This window comes from Brachyspira sp. G79 (assembly GCF_002379365.1).
Lineage (GTDB): Bacteria > Spirochaetota > Brachyspiria > Brachyspirales > Brachyspiraceae > Brachyspira.
In genome coordinates, this window is the sequence record NZ_JQIU01000008.1 from 1,598,796 (window position 1) to 1,620,040 (window position 21,245).

Consider the following 21,245-nt stretch of genomic DNA (forward strand, 5'->3'; position numbering starts at 1 on the left):
AATCATTCAAAGGATTAAAATATTTTATTTGTTTTGTCATTAATTTATTTTTCATAAATATATTATAACTAAACAATGATAATTTGTCAAAAATGAATTTTTTAAATTTACTTTTTGACAAACCGTATTTGTTTAGGCATATACATATGCAAACTTATTAACTATTTAGTTACAGTAAATAAAAATAACTCAAAATGTGCTTTAAAAATATTTGCAGGTGTTGTAACGCTCAATGTATTTAAATACGATATTTTGGATATTATTTCATCAACCTCTTCCAAAGAAAAAAGTTTTAATGAAGTTTTCTTTTTTTTAAGTATAAACTCTGGAATCTTTGTTAATTTACTTATTTCACTTAATGTAGTCTGAGGCGGAAATATTTTCATATAGTAAATAGCTAGAAAATTATTCATCATAAGAGTAAGAGAACTTGAAGCCTCCTGATCCAATCTATGCATTATACTGAAAGTTTTTCTTCTATTTCTCTCAAAAACTGCATCCAAAAAATCAAATATATTTCTATTTTTAGATACATATGTAAAATCCATTATATCTTCTACATTTAGATATTCTTTATCATTGTAACTGCATATTTTGGCAAGTTCTGAATAAAGAGAATCATAATCAAGATTTATATTATTAATTAAATATTCAACGGCATCAGAAGATATCTTTTTACCCTGTTTGCTTATATAAGCATTTATTAATCCTCTAAAATCCTTCTCATCTGGAAGCGGGAAATCTACAAAATTAATATTATACGAACCCTGTTTTTTAGAAAAATATTTATATATAGGATCTTCTTCTAATGAGCTTTCTGTTTCTAATACAACTACTGCAGTTTTGGAAGGATTTAAACAGTATTCTAGAAAATCCTCCTGAAAATTATTATATTTATAAATTATAATGAGTCTAAGTTTAGATCCAAAAGGCGGAGTATCAGCAACCTCTAAAGGAGCAAATCCTACAGCATCATTTTTATCATAAAATACGCTGTAATTCATCTCGCTGTCGCCCTCGTCTGGAAACATAGATGAATGCAAAGCAGCTACAAACGCTTTTTTAAAAAGCCTTTCTTTACCTGTTAGTATATAAATACAGTGTTTAAAAGGCTCTTTTATATAATTATCCTTTATTTTTTGAAAGTCTAATTCGGTTTTTACTGAAACTTTATTCATAACAGATATATAATATCATATATTAATTAATATGCAAATCAAACAGCCCTTTTCTTTTTTTGTCTATATCTATAAAAACTCTAATTTCTATTTTACACTCATCAATTGCATCTAATTTTACATTTTTTATTATGGCATATACCCTATTTCTCTTATCTTCAAGTTTATATGATATTAAAGGCGATATAACACTAGGAACATAGCCAAGCCTTACAAAATCCTTATCGTAAATAGCTATTGCAAACCTGTCATAAGGATTAGCTATCTCATGAACCAAATTAATAGGCTCATTTTTTAAAAGCGAGTATATCAAATCTTTCCCATCATTATATTTATATCCTGCCACAAAAAAATCTATATAATATCTTTTTGTTTTATAATTTCTATTTATAATAATTCTTTTGAAACTTTCTTCATGATTGATTATATAGGTAGTATGTTTTGTAGTTTTATTCATAAGACAAGAAATTTACCTTAAAAATGTTAATGCATGTTATAAATTTTACTTCAATTCAAATTTTCTGTCAAGATACAAAATAATACAATTTCATAAAAAACTGAAAGACATTTGATACAATGTATTTTTAAGAAAAAAATAATATATAAATTTTATAACTGCAAAATTAAATTTTATTATTATTCTATCCGAGTTAATATTAATACTATTTTTATTTTAGTTGTTTTTATGAATAAAAATTATATAATTAAATAACGGTATATTTTTTATTTTTAAGGAGAAACAAATGAAATTTTTAAAATATATTTTAATAATTTGTACTTTTCTTTTTGTTTTTTCATGCAAAAAAACAAATCTTACAGTAACAGAACCAGGTCCTGATTATATTTTAAATAAATTAATGAATGGTATTTGGGAAGGTGTTAATATAAGCGGAGATCAATTAACTTTAGGAGATATAAGTTATCAATTTCAAGACTCTTTATTGGGAATAGCTGGTATTTTTGCTAATGGCAATGACTATGTAATAGCAGCACCGCTTGGAAATTTAATAACTATTACTACAGACAGCGGAAGTACAGACGGTCTCAAAGAAATAATAGATATAGTAGGACAGCAAAATGCCGTTGGTGTTATTAATGGAATAGCAAACAGTAAGGATCCAAGTGATATTAAGCCTGAAGATATAATAGGAAATGCAACAGTTACAGAAGAAGAAATAAATAAAATAGGTGAAATACTTGGCGGTTTACATTTCGGCACAGTTGATTCCATACCATCTAAATAGTAATTATTTAAAGGTTATAATATGAAAAAAATTATTACAGCTATTATAGTATTGAATATATCATTTATTAGTTTGTATGCTAATGGTATACCTTTATCTACTCAATCAGATACTAATACTTATAGCTGGATTAAAGGCAGACAAATTTTAAGTGTAAACTTAAGCCCTGGTTATGCAGGTATGTTTCCGCCTCTTTTAAATACAATATTCGATAATTATCAGACATTTACAGGATTAGTAGGATTTGATTTAGGTCAAATAAATGATTATTTAAGTGCTATAGAAGCAAAGGGAAGTTTTTGGTATGTTCCTAATGTGTCATATACATTGATGCTTCACCCGCGTATAGGTATAGAAATAGGTTTTGGTGTACAGTCTATGTCATTTCAGCTTGGAGTACCAAAAGATAAAGCAGCAGATTTAGCAGTAAATTTTATTCCAGCTGGAGCTATACCAGATGTAAGTGTACCAGATATACCAGATGTAAATATACCGGGAGTGGATGTTCCAGATATAGATATTCCTGGATCTGATGAGGTTGTGGACAATATTGTTAATACTATAATAGGTTCTGATACTTATCTTAAAGCATCTTTAATATATTTTCCTGCAACAATAGGAGTAAAATTCCTTGCAGGTAAAAAAAAGCAGATTGTAAATACATTGAGATTCGGTGTAGAAGTATTAATGTATGATATTGAAACTCAAAATGGTATTTCTGGACTTCATACAAAAAGACATACTATTGATACTACTATGTATTTTTCATATGAATTAGGCTGGACTATAGAACTTTTCCCTAATAAAGAATGGCCTGTAAAACCTTATATAGATATATCAATACTAGAAATAGGATACTATGTAAGATCGGCAATACCTGGGCTTTATGCAGATATTCATGAAGGAATTGGATTTTTCGGAAGCGGACTAGTTGATATAAATGCTATGGTACCTACATGGGAATCTTTTCCAAAATGGATAAATTATGTATCAGCTATAAAGTTTTCATTATTTCCTAGAATAGGCTTTAGTTTAAGATTTTAGTTAGAGGTATAATAAGATGATGATAAGAAAACAATTAATTGCTTTATTACTTTTTATACTTACTAGCATATCTTTTGCCCAAAATATATCAGGCAATACAAATGTATCAAATAATACAGTAGATAAAAACGTAAAATATGATAATACTAATACAAATAATATAATTTCACATAGACATTCTATAGGGGTAAACTTCGGTCCTACTGTTTTTTATATGTTAATAGCTCCTTCAGTAGTAAATATAATGTTTCCAAGCAAAGATATTAATAATTTAAAGCTTCAAGGAAATTTCGGACTTGATTTTACATATACATACAGACCAGCTGATAAAATAGATGTTAATATAGATGCAGGTTTTTATGCTATGAAAACATATTATGATAATGATAGTATAACATATAATGGCGATGTTTATGGCATAGGAGCTTCTGTTGGTGTTAGATTCTATTATAATAAAAAAGATAGAGCATCAGGATTTTTCTTAATGCCAAAATTTGGAGGAACTTTATTTATAACTCATAATAAAGAGTATTTAAAAGAAAGTTCTACTTATACAAATAGAAATACATACATATATGATTTTTATATTTCAGGGGAAATTGGTTTCAGAATAGATTTATCAAGAAGTTTTGGTATTAATAGCGGTTTGCGTCCGTTTTTTGATATCTCTATACTTGATATAGGATATTCTTATAATCATTTATTAAGATTTGTGCCTTTGCCAAGATTTGCTATTGGGGTATTGTTTTAAATTAAAAAGGATATTATTTTATGAAGTTTATAATAAAAAAACTTTTGCTTGCTTGTTTTATTACAGCTTGTTTTGGTAATATGCTTACAGCTAAGGATATAGGACTTTATTTAGCTCCCAAATTTATATTTAATATTGGAGACTCTGGAATACAAAAAGAAGGCGATAAAAAAAATACTATGAATATGTATGTAGGCGGTGGTCTCTCTATTGGATATAATTTTGATATATTTCATAAATATAGTACTTTAAGAATAGAATTTGAATATTTATACAAAAACCCTACTCCTAATAATGCATATCTTAATAACATACAATCTATGCAGATTCATACATTTTTAGCAGCAGCATATTATGACATAAATTTCTTATATGTTAATTATGATAATAAAGACTCCAAAAGAAGTGTATTAAATAATGGGAAAAGACCTGTAATGTCGATTTATCTGGGATTTTTAGTAGGAGGTGCATTAAATACATGCATTATAAATACCATATACGAATATAATGGTCTTTTCAAATACAGTACATATTATAATAAATTGCAATTTCTTTATGGAGCTGGCGGAGGCTTAGCTTTTCATCTAACGCCTGTATTAAGTTTAGATTTAGGATACAGAATTATGCTTAATTTAGAAAGCAAGTTCACCCATGATGCTGCAGTTTCTATAAGATTTAATTTTTAGGAGAACTTAGATGAAAAGATATTATATAATAGCAGCATTTTTATTTATGTTTATATATTATAGCCCTAACAAACTATTTTCTATTGTACCTGAAGGATTATACATATCTCCTAAAGTTGTATTTTCACATGACGGAAGTTATTATTATGCTAAAGATAATAAAGAAAAAGGATATCTTAATTATTTTGGAGGCGGTTTTTCATTAGGATACAGCATACCTACTATTAATAAATCATCTCCTGTAAGATTTGAATTTGAATATTTAGGAAGAAAAATAATAAGTATGTCCGATGATATAACTCTTCATACTCTTTTAGGGTCTGTATATTTTGATATAAACTTCTTTCTTATAAAAGAAAAATTAACAGATGAAAGCTATAAGCAAACACTACTAAATAAATACCCGCCTTTTACTATTTATTTAGGCGTATCAATAGGAGGAAGAATAAAAGACTGCCTTTGTGTAGAATCACAAAATACTGAAACTAAATTCAGAAATGCAGCAAGTACATTAGTATTTGGATTTAGCGGAGGATTTGCCTTTAATTTGCGTTCGTATATATCTTTGGATTTGGGATACAGATATTTAATAGATACAAGGGCTGACAGCTATCATGAAGTACTATTTGGATTGAGATTTAAAATTCCTAAAATATAAAACAGAATATATTTGTAACAATTTTAAATAAAAAAATATAAAAAGAAACTAAAATATTTTTTATATTCATATTGTTTTTTATTTTTCTATTATATAATTTGAAATTAAACTTACTTTAACTAGGAGTATAATACTTATGTTTAATTATATAAAATATTTATTAATGATATCGATATTTTTATTATCTTTATCATCATGCAATAATAAATCAACATCTCCTTCAAACAGCCAAATATCTTCATCATCACCTGAAGATGTACCTGAAAATATTGTAAAAAATTATTCTATTAAAGCTGATGAAAGTGAAGCAAATATAGAAGCTAAAATGCAGGAATATTTTAATGAATACGGTTATTATTCTATATTTTTAGAAGATACAAAAGAAAATATTGATAAAAATAATACTATATCAAAAATAAATACTATAATAGAAAAAGATACATATACTAAAGATGGTGTTTATCTCGATTTAAGCAAAACTACAATGACAGAGATAGCTGATAATACTTTTAAGGATAATAAAAATTTGTTTGGTGTTAAATTGCCTGAAACTCTAACATCAATTGGAGAGAGTGCATTTTATGACTGTTCAAGTTTAAAAACAATTAACTTTCCATCTTCTATAACATCAATCGGAAAGTCAGCATTTCAATTATGTATAAAATTAGAAACACTAGACTTAAGCCAAACAAAAATACTTGAAATAAAAGCTAATTCTTTTTATAACTGCTCAAGTTTGAAAAATGTTTATTTATCACAATCAATACTAGCTATACAAGGTAATGCATTTAGCTCATGCTCTTCATTAGAAGAAATTAATTTTCCTCCTGATTTGCAGGGTGTTGCTACTTATGCATTTGCAGAATGTAAAGCTTTAAAAAAAGTAACTTTAAATGAAAAAATAACAAAAATTCTTGCTATGGCTTTTTATAACTGTTCATCACTAGAAAAAATTAGTTTTCCTAGCTCTATAGAGTCAATAGGTCAATATACTTTTGCAGGCTGCACTTCTTTGAAACAAATAGAATATTTAGGAAACACTCCTTCAAGTGTTAAAGCTGATGCAACAGTATTTTCTGCATATTATAGTATGGCTAAAGCCTCAACTCCTGATAATTTATATCTTCCTAATGTGGCAAATGATCCTAATGATGAAAGTTGGAATAAGTTTTTAAGCTATGACTGGAGTGATAAAACAATAAATTATGGTCAAAGTATGCCTAAATAAAATTAAAACGGGAATAAATAAGTGAAGAAACTAATAATAATATTTATATCTTTAGTAGTATCTTCCTGCAATTATAAATTGATTTCGCCATACTGCATATGTAATTTAAATAATAATGATGTAACTTTATCTAATATTGGGGCTAATTCTACAGAAGAAGAAATAAAATATGCTTTGGAAAATAATAAAAATGTAACAGGAAAAAATATTATAGTAATAACTGGGCATATAGATGATAATTCATCAATTTTTGATAATATAAAAGGAGCAGTTAAAGATGAAACTGATGTAATATTAGATTTATCAGGAGCATCTTTAGCAACTTCTTACTCTTTTACATTAGAAGGAGTTTCAGCATTAACTACAGTACTTCTTCCTCCTATTCAGCAAATAACAGCTAATTTCTTTAAAGACTGCACATCTTTAGTTAATGTACAGATACCAAGCAGTATAATAAAGATAAATAATACGAGCTTTGAAAACTGCACTTCACTTAAAAATGTTGAATATTTAGGAACTTCTCCAAATGCTCTGACAGTTTCAGCTTTTCCATCAGCTTCTCCTACAGATTTATACCTTCCTAATGTAGACTCTAATCCAAATAATAATAGTTGGGATAACTTTTTAGGTGTATCTTGGTCTTCAGTACATTGCGGTACTTCTATGACTTATTAATAGTTTTTACAATTTTTTATTTAATTAGGACTTGTTTTAAAAATATTATAGTATTTTCTATTATTGTTTTTATAAATCCTTATTTTTTTACAAACTTAAAAATTTTTAGTATATTATTGATAAATATTTAAGTATATTGAAATTAATATTTTTATTTGTATAACTGAACAGATACTCTCTTAGTTTCTTCATCAAGCCATTTAACAAAAGAATCTCTCATCTGCATCTCTCCAAGATAATTTTTTACTCTTGTTCTAATGCTTTCCATATCTTTTTCTATTCCAACTATTTTTACTATATAGAACCCCTTTCCTACAAGCTCTCTTACACTGCTTACAGTACCTACTTTATAGCCTCTTTTAGCAAGATTAAGTCCTGCATTTATCTGAGCAGGCAATGATCTTTTTCCTGCATCATAAAGAAGGTTATATCCTAAATCTCCTCCATTATTTTTTGTAGCATTATCATCGCTGTATTTTTTGGCAAGTTCGGCAAAATCCTGACCTCTGGCTGCCATTCCTCTTACTTGTTTTGCTAGTTCTTGCTTTTCACCTTTTTCAGTAAAGGTTGTTGCTTTAAAAAATATCCAAGATAATTTTACTAAAGTATCTACTTCAAAGGCTGATTTATCTTTAGTATTATTATAAAACTCGTCAGCCTCTTCATCTGTAATTTCTGTATTATTTACTACCAAACCATTTAAGTTCTCCATAGCTATTTGTTTTCTTATAGAGTTTCTGTATTCTTCATATGATATACCCTCAGCCATTAACTGCTTAGCAAACTGATCTAATGTCATATTATATTGTTTGGCTATATTCTCAAGTCTTCTGCTTACATCATTTTCTTCTATTACATAATTATATTCTTTTAATTTTAAATACATTATTCTCTCTTCAACCAAATCTTTATAAACCATATCATCATTTATTTTCTGCCCTACAGATCTAGCCTGCAATGTTAAAAATGATTTTCTACTAATAAAATCTTCATATGTGATAGGCATAGAACCTACTATTCCTACTATGCTGTTTACAACATCATTAAATAATAAATTGCTTTGTATGAAAATAATGGATAGTATAAAAATGATTGTTTTTTTCATTGAATATAATCCTTAAAATTGTTATTTTTTATTGCTGCTATGTTTTAGTTTACCATATAACATTAATTATTGTAATTGGCTTTATTGTATTTATATTATATATAAACCATAATAAAAGAATATCATTAAAACACCTTATATGCAAGTATAAATTTTTTTTACACTTTATATCATACTAATAATTATTTAAATAATATGACAATACATTTTTAAAAGATTTTATATGATATTTTATATCGTAAATATCTCTTATACTTTTTACCTTCTGCATAACATAAATAGGATTAAAAGATAAATTATAAAAATACTCAATATATTTAAATATTTTATCATCTTCCATATCGTTTTTCATTATGCTTTGCCTCATATCATAATCAAACCAATTTTTTGTAGCAATAAGATTATTTTCATTGCAATACTTAAATAATTTAGTTCCCGGATATGGTACAAAAATAGAGGCATTCATAGAGTTTATATATCCATTAAGCATCAAATATTTAACTATTTCAAAAGTATTTATTATATCTTCTTCATTTTCCCAAGGATATCCTAGTTTAACCATCATATCAGTAAAAAGCCCAGCCTTTTTAGCCAATTTAATAGAATTAATCATATTTTCAACACTATTATCTGTAATACCTAGTTTTTCTATAGTTTTGGCATTTCCTGATGGAAGATTAAAAATAATAGTTTTAAATCCAGCTTTCTTCATCATTTTATAATCCTGATATTCAAGCACTCCTAGATACATATAACAGTCAATATAAACTTTTTTATTCAATTTTCTCTCTTTCATTGTTTCACAGAATAATGAAAGCCATTCTCCTGTAGGAAAATAAACTGTAGTATCTATTACTTCTTTTATACCATAGCGTTTATTTAAATACTCTATTTCATCTACAACATTTATAGGATTTCTAAGTCTTACATTGTTAAAAAGAACATTAGAAGAGTTGCTGTTATAATTATTATATATAGAGCCTCTTGCTGACATTATGAATGTACCCGGAGTTTTTTTAAAATTATCATTTATTTTTGAATATAATTTCCAATTTGTAAGATTTCTATCTATAAATGGAAGTCTATCTAATGACTCCTCTAAAACAAATTGACCAGTATTTTTAATATTTCCATTAGATGTTCTGTAATATATTCCCTTGTTTAGTTTATAGCCGTTATTAATATGATTAACCAAGTTTAAAAGAAGCATATCATAATCTCCTCCTGTAAGTATGAAATCTGTTTTTGATTTTTCCATACTTTCTTCAGGAAGTGCTGTAACATGATCTCCAGCAAGAACAATATATGTATTAGGATATTTTTCTTTTATAACATCTATAGTATCCCATATATAGTTTATAATAGGAGTTTTTACTTCAAAGAATATCAAATCAGGTTTTATTTCCTCTATATTTTCAAACCATTCTATGGTAGTCATATTTCTTGCTATAGTATCTAAGAATACAACATTAATTCCATGATTTTTTAAAAATGTAGCTGCATATGAAGGTATTATAGGGTATGAATATGTAGGATTTTTTAGCCATTGAAACTGTTTATTTAAAGATATTAATGGATATCCAATGTTATATTCAAATGGAGGATATGTTATGCATACTTTTTTTATTTCTTTCTTTTTCATAAAAATAGTTTATTTAGTCTTTTTAGAAGATTTCTTTTTTGTACTGCTACTTTTCTTTTTGATAATCTTGTTTTCATATACGTATTTTTCTAATTCATATTGATCATCAAAAATCACATCATACCACTCTTCATATCTTTCACATTTAGGGGGACTATGTTTAGAGCAGATTTCATTTCTGTTTTCATAGTTCTTACAAAGATATGTTTTTTTATCCAAATATCGGCACTCACTTCTTATCATATGATACCAAGTATTTTCATATATAAAAATAAAAGAATGCCTAAAATGAAGATACCATTTTAATGTATTAAGTTCACTTTCATTTTTAGGCTTTGATATTTCCATAACAAGGTCATGACAGCATAATGAGTTGCAGTCGGCACATAACTTTTCACTAACTTTTTCCTGTCTATTTTTTAAAAGACTATCTGAAGGTATTACTTTCAAAATAAAATTACCCCTTTATTTAAATATATTATAAATATTATAATAATAATTGATTAAAATTCAATATATTAATTGTTAAAATAATTTTCCATAAACTCAATAAGTTTTTTCTGAGGTTCTATATATGTTTTTATCTCTTCAGCTGATAGACATTTAAGCATTTTTATATCCATTTTTTCTAAATCTTTCAAAATAGGTTCTGCAAAAGTTATTCCTTTTTTTGTCAAAGTGATAATTTTATTTCTTTTATCTTCTGCATTAATTTTTTTCTTTATATATCCTTTTTTTTCAAGATTGTCTAATATAGAACAAATAGTCTGTTTAGGCAATGATAATTTTTCTGTGATAGAAGTTTGCGAGCATTCTTTACTATTATAAATAATAAGTAAAGTAAATAAAGTTGAATCTGTAATACCGTATTGTTTAGCCCATAAATAATAAAATCTATTGGAAGTATACCAAAAATTATACATTACTTCCATACATTTTTTTAGCTCTTCATTTTTCATAACTTTACCTGCTTTTATATAATTTTTATTTATATTAAACAATATATTTAAAATAAAACAAGTATTGTTTATTAAAAGAATATTAATTTTTGTATACTGAAAATATAAAATTTAGGCTCGAAACTCAATTTATTAATACTTACATTCTGATGGCTTGGCAAAAGAACAATAAAAAACTGACAAACTTAAAAATTTTCAATATAAATCTGATTGATTGTTAAAAAAGAGCTTGAAAATGATATTTCAAGCCCTTTAATAAATTTTTTATTAATTTTTATTAATTTACTTTTATTGATATAATTTTTGTTTCAACTCTTTTATTTGATACAGTAATTTTTATTTCACCTTTTTTACTATTAGATTTAACCCAGAAAGAATAATAACCGCCCTCAAGTACTGGATTGTCATTTCCTATAAGTTCGCCTTCTCCTTCAAGATTGATTTTTATGGCTTCATTGATATAAGGAAGTCTGTTTCCTAAAGCATCAATTGCTTTTACAGTAATTCTAGTTGAATCCCAAGAAGAACCTTCACTTATAGAATTAATTTCATAGTCATCAGCTTTTACTTCAAGTTCTTTGAAAGTAGGATTTTTTAAATAGCTTTTTTCTATAACAGGTTTTGAATCTATATACCCTACAATTTTTATATCGGCCCAGTCCATATCGCTTACTCCAGGTATATTAACAGCCATATTAACAATTACAGGAGCATGTTTCAAACCTTGATATTTTCCTATTGCTGGATATTCTTTTACTATTAAATCATTTTCATGATATATTTCTATATAGTCGCAGTTTGTGGAAATCATTAAAGGAGAAATACCACCTATAGCTCTTTCACCTCTTGCATATATTGTTATAGGTTCTAATACTATTTTGTAGTCTTTACACATTTGTGATGAATAAGCACTTGCTGCCATTTTAGGATTTCTAAACATATCATAGACGCCATGATAACATATTCTGTCGCCTGAACCAAAGTTGTAATGTGTATGATAGTCAAAGGCACACCAGCCTGTAGAACCTGCTAAATATTTGTCTATAGCTACAGCATTAATAATTTCATAATGTCTTTTAGTATGTTCTATAGTTCTCTCTTCACAGTCCTGCATTTTTGTAGGGAACATATGTCCATTATATTCTGTTATCATATAAGGAACATTTTTATCTAATCTTGTTATGCATTTTTGTGCTCTTATAGGATCAGCTTTACCGTCATAATTAAAATCATTAATAGTATATACATCTTCTAAAAGTTCGCTTCCTACTATATATCTTACTCCACCTGTTTGTCTTGTTTTATCAAGTTTATGAGCCACTTCATTAGTTTCTTTATAGAAATTATGATTATCCTGACTTTCATTTATTCTTACACCCCAAATTATTATAGAAGCATGATGAAAATCTCTTTCTATCATATCTTTTACATTTTCTACAGAAACTTTCTGCCAGTCTTTATCACCTATATGCTGCCAGCCTGGTATTTCTTCAAAAACCATTAATCCTATTTCATCACATCTGTCTAAAAAGTGTCTTGAAGCAGGATAATGCGAAGATCGTACAATATTAAGTCCCATATCAAATTTTAATATATCTGCATCTTTTTTCTGTATTCTCTCTGGCATAGCATAACCAACATAAGGAAAACTCTGATGTCTGTTTAAGCCTCTTAATTTTATTTTTTCTCCATTTAAATAAAAGCCTTCTTCTGTAAACTTAACATCTCTGAAACCTATTCTTACAGAAGTAGTATCTTCATTAGAAAGTGAAACTTCCAATTTATAAAGTCTAGGATTATTAATAGTCCATAATTCTATTCTATCTGAATCTATATGTTCATTTATTTCAATATCTGTGAATAGTTCATTGTTTTGTAATTGAATATCTTTTTTTATTTCGCATATATGATATTTTCTATTGTAAAGATTAATAGATATAGTTTCTTTTGCATTTGCTTTTTTGCTATTTCTTATTCTTATTTTTCCAGTTATAGTTTGATTGGCAAGCCCAGTTATCATAATATTTTCTATTGAAATATCATCTACTATTATTATCTGAACTTCTCTATATATACCGCCATAGCATAGATAATCTATTTCATTTCCAAAAGGCGGTATATCATCTCTCTCCAAACTGTCTAATTTTACAGCTATTATATTTTCTCCTTCTTTTAATACATCAGTTATATCATATATAAAAGGTAAGTATCCACCTTTATGCTCTGAAAAACTTTTATTATTAACAAATACTTCAGCTGCAGCCATTGCTCCTTCAAAATTAATTAATATTCTTTTATTTTGAAATTTAGATTTATCATAATTAAATATATTTTGATATCCAGTAATAAGCCAAGTATCTGATTCATCAAAATAATGTAATGGTATTTCTGAAACTGTATGAGGTAATGTTACAATTTCCCCATTCAGTTTTTCTGTTTTTATGCCATCATTCCATTCTTTAAAAAATTGCCAATTGGTATTAAAATTTATTATTTCTCTCATTTTAGTACATACTCCAAAATTTTTTATATGGCAAATATTTTATATTTAAAAAATAAAAAATCAATGAAACTTTTATAAAAATGTATTTATAATAATAATTTTTAATTAAACATTACTACATAGAGTGTTAAATAACTTGCAAACAGACACCATACCAAATATGGAATAAGCAAAACAGAGGATGCTTTTGAAATTGCATTAAATTTAATTATATTTATTATTATAATAATATCTAATATAATTATTTCTATAAGACCGAATAAAGGCTGTTTTAATCCAAAGAAGATAAAAGTCCAAAAAGAATTTAATAATAACTGAATTATAAATATTATAACAGCCTGCTTGTTTACAGGATTTTTATTTATTACAAGCGTAACAGAAATAGCAAGTAGTATATAAAGAATACCCCAAGCTATAGGGAATACTATATTAGGAGGATTTAGCGGTGATCTATTTAGTGAATTATACCATACAAAATTATCCGCTTTTACACTAAGTCCCCCTAAAGCACCTATAGATAAGCATACAGCTACACAAATTATTAATGTGATAATAAATTTTTTATTCATTTTAACACCTCAAAACTTTATGATAAAATTATATATTTAATTGTAAGAATAGTAATCATTATATAGTTTGAAGTTTCAGTAAAAACAGAACTTTTTAAATATTTTTAAGCATATGTATCTACATTATTGCCTTTGCTTCTTGCTATAGCAGATTTGGTAACACCTCCTGATATATAAACTCTTTTACATTCTGGGCATATATTTGTAGTTAATGTTACATTCTGAAAAATAACCTCTCCGCCGTTTTTTTCAGCTGATCTTTGATTATTTGCAACATGTTCCTGTTCATGTGAAGCTACAAGGGAAGGAGCACTTGAAGGATCTATTCTCGTTGGTGTTTTGAAAGATACTCCTATGTCATTAGAGCCGTCCTGATAAGTTCTTGAGGCACATGTTTTGCATACGCCTACTTCGCTAATCGGAGTTTTCTCTCTTGCCTCTTGAATAATATTAGCTATATTATTGCTGTTATTTCTTATATTATTATTGTTTCTTATATAAGGAGCATTATTACGTATACTTATTTCCATAATTTTATACCTCTTAAATATTATTAATTCTACCCCTATGTGAATAATTATAAACTTATAATAATAAATATCAATACAGCTTTAAAATTATTACCTTATTATGTTTACTAATTATTGATTTTTATTTGTTTTTTAGTAAATTTTTATTTAGTAAGCATAGTTTCTTTATTTCCGATAATTGAAATGGTATTTTACAGCTTGGATTTTATGATGAAAAATATAATTATTTTTTTGTTTTTAATAATATTTTTTAATTTCCCTTTACTACTAGCACAAAATGATGAACTTATGGACTCTATAAGGGATAATGATATAGAAAAAATAAAAATTTTACTAAGAGACGGAGAAAATTTAGATTTATACAATATAAAATATGGTATGAGTCCTTTAATGTATGCTTCTCAGCTTGGTAATATCGATATAGTTAATGAGCTTCTTGATTTCGGGGCTAAAGATTTTGATTTTTCTTTTTATATAGCATGTGCAGAAGGATATTGGGATATTGCCAAACAAATGATGAAAGCTGGTGCTAGTAATTATAATATAGCATTATCATATGCAGCACTTGGAGGAAAATTGGATATAGTAGAAGAACTTATAAAACTTGGTGCGAAAGACATTAATCCTGCTTTAGTTTCTGCCTGCGAAGGTAATAATTTAGAAGTTGTTAAATACTTAATAAAAAGAGGTGCTAATGTTAACACAAGAGCTTATATAGATGCGTATAGAAATTATGAAGGTGCTGAAAAAAAATCTCCATTAACTGCTGCATCAAATATTGATATAATAAGAGAATTGGTAAATTCGGGTGCTACAAACTTGAATGAAGCTATTATATATAATGCTGTAATGGTATCTACGAATTTTGACAGCAGTTATTCTAAAGAAATTTTTAACGAGTATATAAATTTGGGGGCTGATGTAAATTCTTTCAATATGGGAGACGGTAAAACTTTGCTTATGTACTTAATAGAAAAAAGACAATTAGATTTTGATTTGATTAAGAAAGTTATAGAGCTTGGTGCTGATGTTAATGCCCGCGACAGAAATGGAAATACTGTATTAATACGTGCAGTAATGTATGAATATGAATCTCCAGTTGAAGACCCTAGTTTAAACAGAAAAGTATACAGAACTATAGGAACACCTATTAATATAGTAGAAGAACTTTTAAAAGCTGGAGCTAATCCTAAAGACAGAAACAGCTATGGAAATACAGCATACAGACTTGCTGCCAAAAAGAATAGAGAAGATATAATTAAACTCTTTGATGAATATTCAAAATAGAGCTTAACATAATGAAAGAGCAGCATTTTAACAGATTAAGGTATATTTTATACATATATGTAAAGCATTATAGTAATTTTATCAAGTACTTTAAAACAAATTTAATAAAACACTAAAAAATTAAAATAATTGTGAAATATAATAAAGTAAAATAAATGATATTTACTAAAAAGCACTCCCATTTATAATAAATGAAAGTGCTTTTATAATTATTTATTCTTAATTATTATTTTACCAAACTAGAGAAATCAAGCATATTCTTAAAAATTTTATCTACTGATGAAAGTAAAGCTATACGGTTATTTTTGATTTTTTCATCTTCTACATTAACCATTATATCTTTAAAGAATTTATCCAAAGGTTCATAAAGACTTGCAAGAAGAGAGAAAGTTTTTTCATATTCTCTCTCTTCCATAAGTTTATTAACTTCATTTAATTTTTCTTTATATGTATTATATAAAGATTTCTCAGCTTCTTCTTTTAATAAAGCCTCATCTAAATTAACATCTTTAGCAGATTTAATCATATTTTTTATTCTTTTAAATACCGTTAAAAGATTAGAGAATAAATCTTCATTTTTCTTTCTAAACTCATCAATAGCTTCTATTTTTAAGTAAGCATCATACATATCATCTATACCTGTAGAAAGGACTCCTGCAACGGAATCTTTAGCAAAATCAATATCATTTTCAAAGCGGGATTTAAAGAATTCAAATATATCTTTTACTAAATCTTCACTTTTATTATTTCTTGCTTCTTTAGGCATAGCGTTAATTGATTCTTCTATTAATTTTTTAAGATTTACATTCTTTTTAGATTTTATAAGTATATTTATAATACCAAGTGCCTGTCTTCTTAAAGCATTAGGGTCTTGAGAGCCAGTTGGTATATCTCCTACATAGAAGCCTGCTATTATATTATCCATTTTATCAAGTATAGCTATAGCTTTACCAGTATCATTAGAAGGTATATTGTCAGCAGCAAATAAAGGTCTGTACTGCTCATTAATAGCTAATGCAATACCATCATTAAGATTCATAGCTTTAGCAAAATATCCTCCCATTATACCCTGAAGCTCTGGGAAATTATAAACCATATTGCTCACCAAATCTGATTTCATATATTTAATGGCTTTAAGTATATTATCTTTATCTTTTTCATAACCTAAAAGTTTTATCAAAAGCTCAGAGTTTTTCTCAAGTCTTTTTACTTTATCTGCAACACTTCCAAGCTCTTTTCTAAACATTAGCATTTCAAGCCTTTCATTCATCTCATCCATACCTTTTTTTATATCTTCTTGGTATAAGAATCTTCCGTCTGAAAGTCTTGCTGTTAATACTCTTATATTTCCAGCTATTATTTGAGGAGTTTTAGGCTGATTAGCTGTTATTACAAATACATTAGTTAAAGAACCGTCTTTTTTACATAATGGGAAGTATTTCTGATGTTCTATCATTTCGCTTGTTAATACTTCTTTAGGAACTTCCAAAAATTTAGAGTCAAATTCAGCAGTAAGTAAGTATGGCTCTTCTACCAAATCAACAACTATTTCTGATACCTTTTTTTTAGAAACTGCTTCAAAACCAAGATCTTTTTCAATATTTTCTAACTGATTAATAATATTTTCAAGTCTTTTTTCTCTTGATACTACAACATGTTTTTCAAGCAATACTTTCTCATAATCTTTAGGATTTTTAATTTCAGTAAACTCTGGAGAAAGAAGTCTATGTCCTGTTACTTTATTATTAGTTTCTATTCCAGCAACAGAAGTTTTAATAATTTCATTCCCGAATAAAGCAAGTACATTTCTAATAGGACGTACAAAGGCAAAATCTTTATCAGCCCATCTCATTTTCTTTTTAAAATCTATTTTAGAAACTATATCTTCCAATACTTCTTCAAATAGTTTTTTAGTTTCTATACCTTTTTTCTCTTCTTTTACAAATAAATATTTTTTTCCGTTTACTTCTTTTATATATGGTTTATTAAAGGACTCATTTTCATCTATATTTTTTATAGATGAAAAATCAATATTATGAGCTTTTAAAAAACCTTCGCCTGCTTTTGTTAATACGCCGTCTTTTAAAGCACTTTCAAACAAAGGACCTCTAAACTCTATAACTTCATCCTTAGACTTCTCCTCTACATCTTCAGCAAGAATCGATAATCTTCTTGGAGTTGTATAATCTGTTATGGATTTAAAATTCACACCGTTACTCTTCAATGTGTCTTCCATAATCTTTTTAAAACTTATACTTGCAGGATAGGCAAAATCTGCAGGTATTTCCTCAACCAATATTTCAATAAGTAAATCTTTCACTTTAATATTCCTTAAAATAATATATTAATATCTTATATTCTATATTTATATATAAAAAAAACAATATTTTTTTGCTGATAATTTATAATTTTATTAACTATTTGTTTAATGCAAGGTTATATATAAATAGCGGAATAATAATATTTAAACAAAATTGTATAAATTAACGATAATTTTGATATTGATTTTATATAATTAATATACTATATTTATGGTATAAATTTATGGAAGTTTTTTAATATGCAAACAATAAAAACAAAGCAAAATATATTAATAATAGATGATGAAGAAGACATACTTACAACATGTCAAAATATTTTAGAAGATGAAGGCTATGATGTAGAGATAGCAAAAAATAATAATGAAGCTGAAAAAATATTAGAAAGTAAAAATATTAATTTGGTATTCTTAGATGTATGGCTTCCTAATGTAGATGGACTTGATATTTTATCACATATAAAAGAAAAATATCCTTCTACAGTTGTTATTATGATGAGTGGACATGCTGGTGTAGAGACAGCAGTAAGAGCTACAAAAATGGGAGCTTATGATTTTTTAGAAAAACCTATAAGTATATCTAAATTACTTTCAAGCTGTGATGAAGTTTTTAAAGAACATGTTAATAATAATATAAAAATAGAAAATACAAATAACGAACATATAAACAAAAAAACTGAATGCAAATATAAAATACATCAAAGAACAATAGCTAAAAGTGTAGTTGTGAGCGGTTTTGCCCTAATGGAAGGAAGAAAAACTGCCTTAACACTTGTACCTGCAGAAGCAAATACTGGAATAGTTTTTATAGATATTAATACAAATACTCATATAAAATTATCTCCTGAAAATATTTTATCAAAAGATAAATCAGGTGCTGTTAATTCTACTGCTTTGGTATCTGGAAACAGGTATATAAAAACCACAGAACATTTTTTAGCCGCCCTTCATATGATGGGGATTACCAATTTAATAGTAAAATGCGACGGAGAAGTTCCAAATGTAGATGGTTCGGCTTTGGTGTTCTGCAATGCCCTAAAAGAGGCTGGTTTTATTGAGCAAGATGATTATGCTGATCCAATAGTTATAGACCAAACTTTAACTTATGGAAATGTTAACGATGATGAAACTTACATTATACTATCTCCTTATGACGGACTTGAAGTAACTTTGCGTATAGATTTTGCGGGATCTATAGGAGTTCAGAAATATACATATAAATTTGAAAACTTTGATCAGTTTACAGAAGAAATAGGTAAGGCTAGATCATTTAATACTATAGATAATATAGACTATGCACAAAAAATGGGTATGGCTGGAAGCGGTATGATAGGAAGCCATATATTATTATGCGATGGTAAAGTTATAAATACTAAACTTCATTTTGATAATGAGTTTGTAAGGCATAAAATTTTGGATATAATTGGAGATTTATATATTTTATCAAGACCAATAAAAGCTAAAATAACTGCTAATAAATCCTCACATTCTTTTAATCATTCTGTTGTGCATGATTTGGCAAATAAATATTTATAGATGGATATTTATATAAAGAAAACATATTGATTTAATAATCAAAAATGTTAGAATATCATACCAGAATTTTTGTTTAAGAGTTATAATATATGGCAGATAGCAGACTAAAAACGAATACAATAGAAGAACAAAATAATATATCTCTATATTTTGCTGATGCTAAAAAGGAAAAGCTATTAACCCGTGAAGAGGAAATAGAACTTACAAGAAGGCTAAAAGAAGGCGATGCAGAGGCAAGGTCTAAACTTATTAGAAGTAATTTAAGATTTGTTATAACTATTGCAAAACAGTATAAAAATAGCGGACTTCTGCTTGAAGATTTGATAAGCGAAGGCAATATGGGACTTATAATAGCAGCAGACAGATTTGACCCTGATAAAGGATATCACTTTATATCATATGCTGTTTATTGGATAAGACAAAGTATATTAAGGGCTATAAATGAAAAATCAAGACTGATAAGGCTTCCTCTTAATAAGGCTATGGATCTGGTTGATTTGGAACGTACAGTGCATCAATATTATTATAAAAGTGGATATACTCCTGATGTTAATGAGCTTGCCGCCATATTAAATAAGGACCCAAATGATATACTGCATATTATGTCTATGAGTACAGAGCATATATCTCTTGAAGGCGAATATAATTATGATGGAATGAAAGACAGGCTTATAGACACTATAGAAGATAAAACTTCAAAAAATGTTGAAGAAACTGCCATAAATAAAGAGCTTATGGAAGAGTTAAAGACTGCCATTGAAAGTTTATCGGATATAGAAAAACAAATAATTAATGCAAGATATGGTATAGATCAAGAGAGAAAGACGCTTAAAGAAGTTGGTGAGATGTTTTCTTTTACCAAAGAACGTATAAGGCAAATAGAAAAAAAAGCATTAAGAAAAATGCATTCTCAGAAATACAGTTCATTAAAAGATTTCTTAAAATAGAATTTCTTATAAAAACCACTAAATTTAATTAATATTTCTTGTGCAATTTCAGATAATTATTATACTTGCACTAACTTATTAAAAAAATAATAATTTTTACAATAATAAAATTTTAAGTATATTTTTTATAAATGGAGGTTATTTTGAAAGATAAAGAACTATTAAATATACTTGATATTTTCATGAAAGAAAAAAATCAAATAATAGGCAGCATAAAAAAAGAAAGAAAAAAATTAATACCTAAAATAAATATTATAGAATACAGCATATACCCTGAAATTTTAAGAAACCAATTATTATATGATATTTTGAAAGTAAATTTTTTAATTGATAATAATAAAGAAATTAATTTTACCAGAGATTTTGCTAATTATATTATAAAAGAT

Annotated in this window: 20 protein-coding genes and 1 pseudogene; 11 read left to right on the forward strand and 10 right to left on the reverse strand. The window is 26.8% G+C overall.

The window, feature by feature from the left end; all coding sequences use genetic code 11:
* Nucleotides 1-161 precede the first annotated feature (161 nt).
* Together holA and KQ44_RS08490 are read right to left on the reverse strand one after the other, a co-directional pair.
* A complete protein-coding gene (gene holA, locus KQ44_RS08485; RefSeq protein ID WP_096737041.1) occupies nucleotides 162-1,178 on the reverse strand; it encodes a DNA polymerase III subunit delta in 1,017 nt (338 codons plus the stop codon).
* Between the two features lie 22 nt (nucleotides 1,179-1,200).
* Nucleotides 1,201-1,635, reverse strand: a complete 435-nt coding sequence (locus tag KQ44_RS08490) for an HIRAN domain-containing protein (protein ID WP_096737042.1) — start codon at nucleotides 1,633-1,635, stop codon at nucleotides 1,201-1,203.
* 286 nt (nucleotides 1,636-1,921) lie between these two features.
* Here KQ44_RS08490 and KQ44_RS08495 point away from each other — a divergent pair, with 286 nt between their 5' ends.
* The 7 genes from KQ44_RS08495 to KQ44_RS08525 all read left to right on the forward strand — a co-directional run bounded on the left by KQ44_RS08495 (nucleotide 1,922) and on the right by KQ44_RS08525 (nucleotide 7,464).
* Nucleotides 1,922-2,422, forward strand: a complete 501-nt coding sequence (locus tag KQ44_RS08495) for a hypothetical protein (RefSeq protein ID WP_096737043.1) — start codon at nucleotides 1,922-1,924, stop codon at nucleotides 2,420-2,422.
* 21 nt (nucleotides 2,423-2,443) lie between these two features.
* The gene (locus KQ44_RS08500) at nucleotides 2,444-3,466 is read left to right on the forward strand and encodes a hypothetical protein (protein ID WP_096737044.1); all 1,023 of its coding nucleotides are present in this window, start codon (nucleotides 2,444-2,446) and stop codon (nucleotides 3,464-3,466) included.
* Nucleotides 3,467-3,485: 19 nt separating this feature from the next.
* Nucleotides 3,486-4,217, forward strand: coding sequence for an outer membrane beta-barrel protein (locus KQ44_RS08505; RefSeq protein WP_096737807.1), 732 nt, complete (start codon nucleotides 3,486-3,488; stop codon nucleotides 4,215-4,217).
* Nucleotides 4,218-4,237: 20 nt separating this feature from the next.
* On the forward strand, nucleotides 4,238-4,903 hold the full coding sequence (locus KQ44_RS08510) for a tia invasion determinant (protein ID WP_096737045.1): 666 nt from the start codon (nucleotides 4,238-4,240) through the stop codon (nucleotides 4,901-4,903).
* Between the two features lie 10 nt (nucleotides 4,904-4,913).
* The gene (locus tag KQ44_RS08515) at nucleotides 4,914-5,561 is read left to right on the forward strand and encodes an invasin (protein ID WP_096737046.1); all 648 of its coding nucleotides are present in this window, start codon (nucleotides 4,914-4,916) and stop codon (nucleotides 5,559-5,561) included.
* Between the two features lie 136 nt (nucleotides 5,562-5,697).
* A complete protein-coding gene (locus tag KQ44_RS08520; RefSeq protein ID WP_096737047.1) occupies nucleotides 5,698-6,789 on the forward strand; it encodes a leucine-rich repeat domain-containing protein in 1,092 nt (363 codons plus the stop codon).
* Between the two features lie 21 nt (nucleotides 6,790-6,810).
* Entirely contained in the window at nucleotides 6,811-7,464 is a 654-nt protein-coding gene (locus KQ44_RS08525; protein ID WP_096737048.1) for a leucine-rich repeat protein, read from the forward strand.
* Nucleotides 7,465-7,615: 151 nt separating this feature from the next.
* On the opposite strand, the gene KQ44_RS08530 is transcribed toward KQ44_RS08525, so the two are convergent.
* From KQ44_RS08530 to KQ44_RS08560, 7 genes are all read right to left on the reverse strand, one after another.
* Nucleotides 7,616-8,569: a peptidylprolyl isomerase gene (locus tag KQ44_RS08530; RefSeq protein ID WP_096737049.1), complete on the reverse strand. Its 954-nt coding sequence runs from the start codon at nucleotides 8,567-8,569 to the stop codon at nucleotides 7,616-7,618.
* A gap of 175 nt (nucleotides 8,570-8,744) precedes the next feature.
* The gene (locus KQ44_RS08535; protein WP_096737050.1) at nucleotides 8,745-10,211 is read right to left on the reverse strand and encodes a cobalamin-dependent protein; all 1,467 of its coding nucleotides are present in this window, start codon (nucleotides 10,209-10,211) and stop codon (nucleotides 8,745-8,747) included.
* Between the two features lie 9 nt (nucleotides 10,212-10,220).
* Complete coding sequence (locus tag KQ44_RS08540) at nucleotides 10,221-10,661, reverse strand: YkgJ family cysteine cluster protein (protein ID WP_096737051.1); 441 nt, start codon at nucleotides 10,659-10,661, stop codon at nucleotides 10,221-10,223.
* Nucleotides 10,662-10,729: 68 nt separating this feature from the next.
* Nucleotides 10,730-11,170 (reverse strand): MarR family transcriptional regulator, encoded by a 441-nt coding sequence (locus KQ44_RS08545; RefSeq protein ID WP_096737052.1) that lies wholly within the window; start codon nucleotides 11,168-11,170, stop codon nucleotides 10,730-10,732.
* A 277-nt stretch (nucleotides 11,171-11,447) separates the two neighbouring features.
* Nucleotides 11,448-13,673, reverse strand: coding sequence for a glycoside hydrolase family 2 TIM barrel-domain containing protein (locus KQ44_RS08550; RefSeq protein ID WP_096737053.1), 2,226 nt, complete (start codon nucleotides 13,671-13,673; stop codon nucleotides 11,448-11,450).
* Nucleotides 13,674-13,774: 101 nt separating this feature from the next.
* Nucleotides 13,775-14,242 (reverse strand): TspO/MBR family protein, encoded by a 468-nt coding sequence (locus KQ44_RS08555; protein WP_096737054.1) that lies wholly within the window; start codon nucleotides 14,240-14,242, stop codon nucleotides 13,775-13,777.
* A gap of 104 nt (nucleotides 14,243-14,346) precedes the next feature.
* On the reverse strand, nucleotides 14,347-14,772 hold the full coding sequence (locus KQ44_RS08560; protein ID WP_096737055.1) for a hypothetical protein: 426 nt from the start codon (nucleotides 14,770-14,772) through the stop codon (nucleotides 14,347-14,349).
* Nucleotides 14,773-14,982: 210 nt separating this feature from the next.
* On the opposite strand from KQ44_RS08560, the gene KQ44_RS08565 reads away from it, so the two are divergent.
* Nucleotides 14,983-16,059 (forward strand): ankyrin repeat domain-containing protein, encoded by a 1,077-nt coding sequence (locus KQ44_RS08565; protein ID WP_096737056.1) that lies wholly within the window; start codon nucleotides 14,983-14,985, stop codon nucleotides 16,057-16,059.
* Between the two features lie 226 nt (nucleotides 16,060-16,285).
* Here the strand turns inward: KQ44_RS08565 and glyS are convergent, their stop codons facing one another.
* Nucleotides 16,286-18,379 (reverse strand): glycine--tRNA ligase subunit beta, encoded by a 2,094-nt coding sequence (gene glyS, locus KQ44_RS08570; protein WP_096737057.1) that lies wholly within the window; start codon nucleotides 18,377-18,379, stop codon nucleotides 16,286-16,288.
* A 240-nt stretch (nucleotides 18,380-18,619) separates the two neighbouring features.
* Here glyS and lpxC point away from each other — a divergent pair, with 240 nt between their 5' ends.
* The 3 genes and pseudogenes from lpxC to KQ44_RS08585 all read left to right on the forward strand — a co-directional run.
* The gene (gene lpxC / locus KQ44_RS08575) at nucleotides 18,620-19,912 is read left to right on the forward strand and encodes a UDP-3-O-acyl-N-acetylglucosamine deacetylase (RefSeq protein ID WP_096737058.1); all 1,293 of its coding nucleotides are present in this window, start codon (nucleotides 18,620-18,622) and stop codon (nucleotides 19,910-19,912) included.
* Nucleotides 19,913-20,001: 89 nt separating this feature from the next.
* Nucleotides 20,002-20,859 (forward strand): RNA polymerase sigma factor RpoD/SigA, encoded by an 858-nt coding sequence (locus KQ44_RS08580; protein WP_096737059.1) that lies wholly within the window; start codon nucleotides 20,002-20,004, stop codon nucleotides 20,857-20,859.
* A gap of 143 nt (nucleotides 20,860-21,002) precedes the next feature.
* Nucleotides 21,003-21,245, forward strand: a pseudogene (locus tag KQ44_RS08585) (hypothetical protein); the annotation flags it as partial.

Excerpts from the sequence above, each read along its gene's own strand:
- holA (WP_096737041.1), bottom strand. The coding sequence starts at position 1,178 with ATGAATAAAGTTTCAGTAAAAACCGAATTAGACTTTCAAAAAATAAAG.
- KQ44_RS08490 (WP_096737042.1), bottom strand. The coding sequence starts at position 1,635 with ATGAATAAAACTACAAAACATACTACCTATATAATCAATCATGAAGAA.
- KQ44_RS08495 (WP_096737043.1), top strand. The coding sequence starts at position 1,922 with ATGAAATTTTTAAAATATATTTTAATAATTTGTACTTTTCTTTTTGTT.
- KQ44_RS08500 (WP_096737044.1), top strand. The coding sequence starts at position 2,444 with ATGAAAAAAATTATTACAGCTATTATAGTATTGAATATATCATTTATT.
- KQ44_RS08505 (WP_096737807.1), top strand. The coding sequence starts at position 3,486 with ATGATAAGAAAACAATTAATTGCTTTATTACTTTTTATACTTACTAGC.
- KQ44_RS08510 (WP_096737045.1), top strand. The coding sequence starts at position 4,238 with ATGAAGTTTATAATAAAAAAACTTTTGCTTGCTTGTTTTATTACAGCT.
- KQ44_RS08515 (WP_096737046.1), top strand. The coding sequence starts at position 4,914 with ATGAAAAGATATTATATAATAGCAGCATTTTTATTTATGTTTATATAT.
- KQ44_RS08520 (WP_096737047.1), top strand. The coding sequence starts at position 5,698 with ATGTTTAATTATATAAAATATTTATTAATGATATCGATATTTTTATTA.
- KQ44_RS08530 (WP_096737049.1), bottom strand. The coding sequence starts at position 8,569 with ATGAAAAAAACAATCATTTTTATACTATCCATTATTTTCATACAAAGC.
- KQ44_RS08535 (WP_096737050.1), bottom strand. The coding sequence starts at position 10,211 with ATGAAAAAGAAAGAAATAAAAAAAGTATGCATAACATATCCTCCATTT.
- KQ44_RS08545 (WP_096737052.1), bottom strand. The coding sequence starts at position 11,170 with ATGAAAAATGAAGAGCTAAAAAAATGTATGGAAGTAATGTATAATTTT.
- KQ44_RS08550 (WP_096737053.1), bottom strand. The coding sequence starts at position 13,673 with ATGAGAGAAATAATAAATTTTAATACCAATTGGCAATTTTTTAAAGAA.
- KQ44_RS08555 (WP_096737054.1), bottom strand. The coding sequence starts at position 14,242 with ATGAATAAAAAATTTATTATCACATTAATAATTTGTGTAGCTGTATGC.
- KQ44_RS08560 (WP_096737055.1), bottom strand. The coding sequence starts at position 14,772 with ATGGAAATAAGTATACGTAATAATGCTCCTTATATAAGAAACAATAAT.
- KQ44_RS08565 (WP_096737056.1), top strand. The coding sequence starts at position 14,983 with ATGAAAAATATAATTATTTTTTTGTTTTTAATAATATTTTTTAATTTC.
- lpxC (WP_096737058.1), top strand. The coding sequence starts at position 18,620 with ATGCAAACAATAAAAACAAAGCAAAATATATTAATAATAGATGATGAA.
- KQ44_RS08580 (WP_096737059.1), top strand. The coding sequence starts at position 20,002 with ATGGCAGATAGCAGACTAAAAACGAATACAATAGAAGAACAAAATAAT.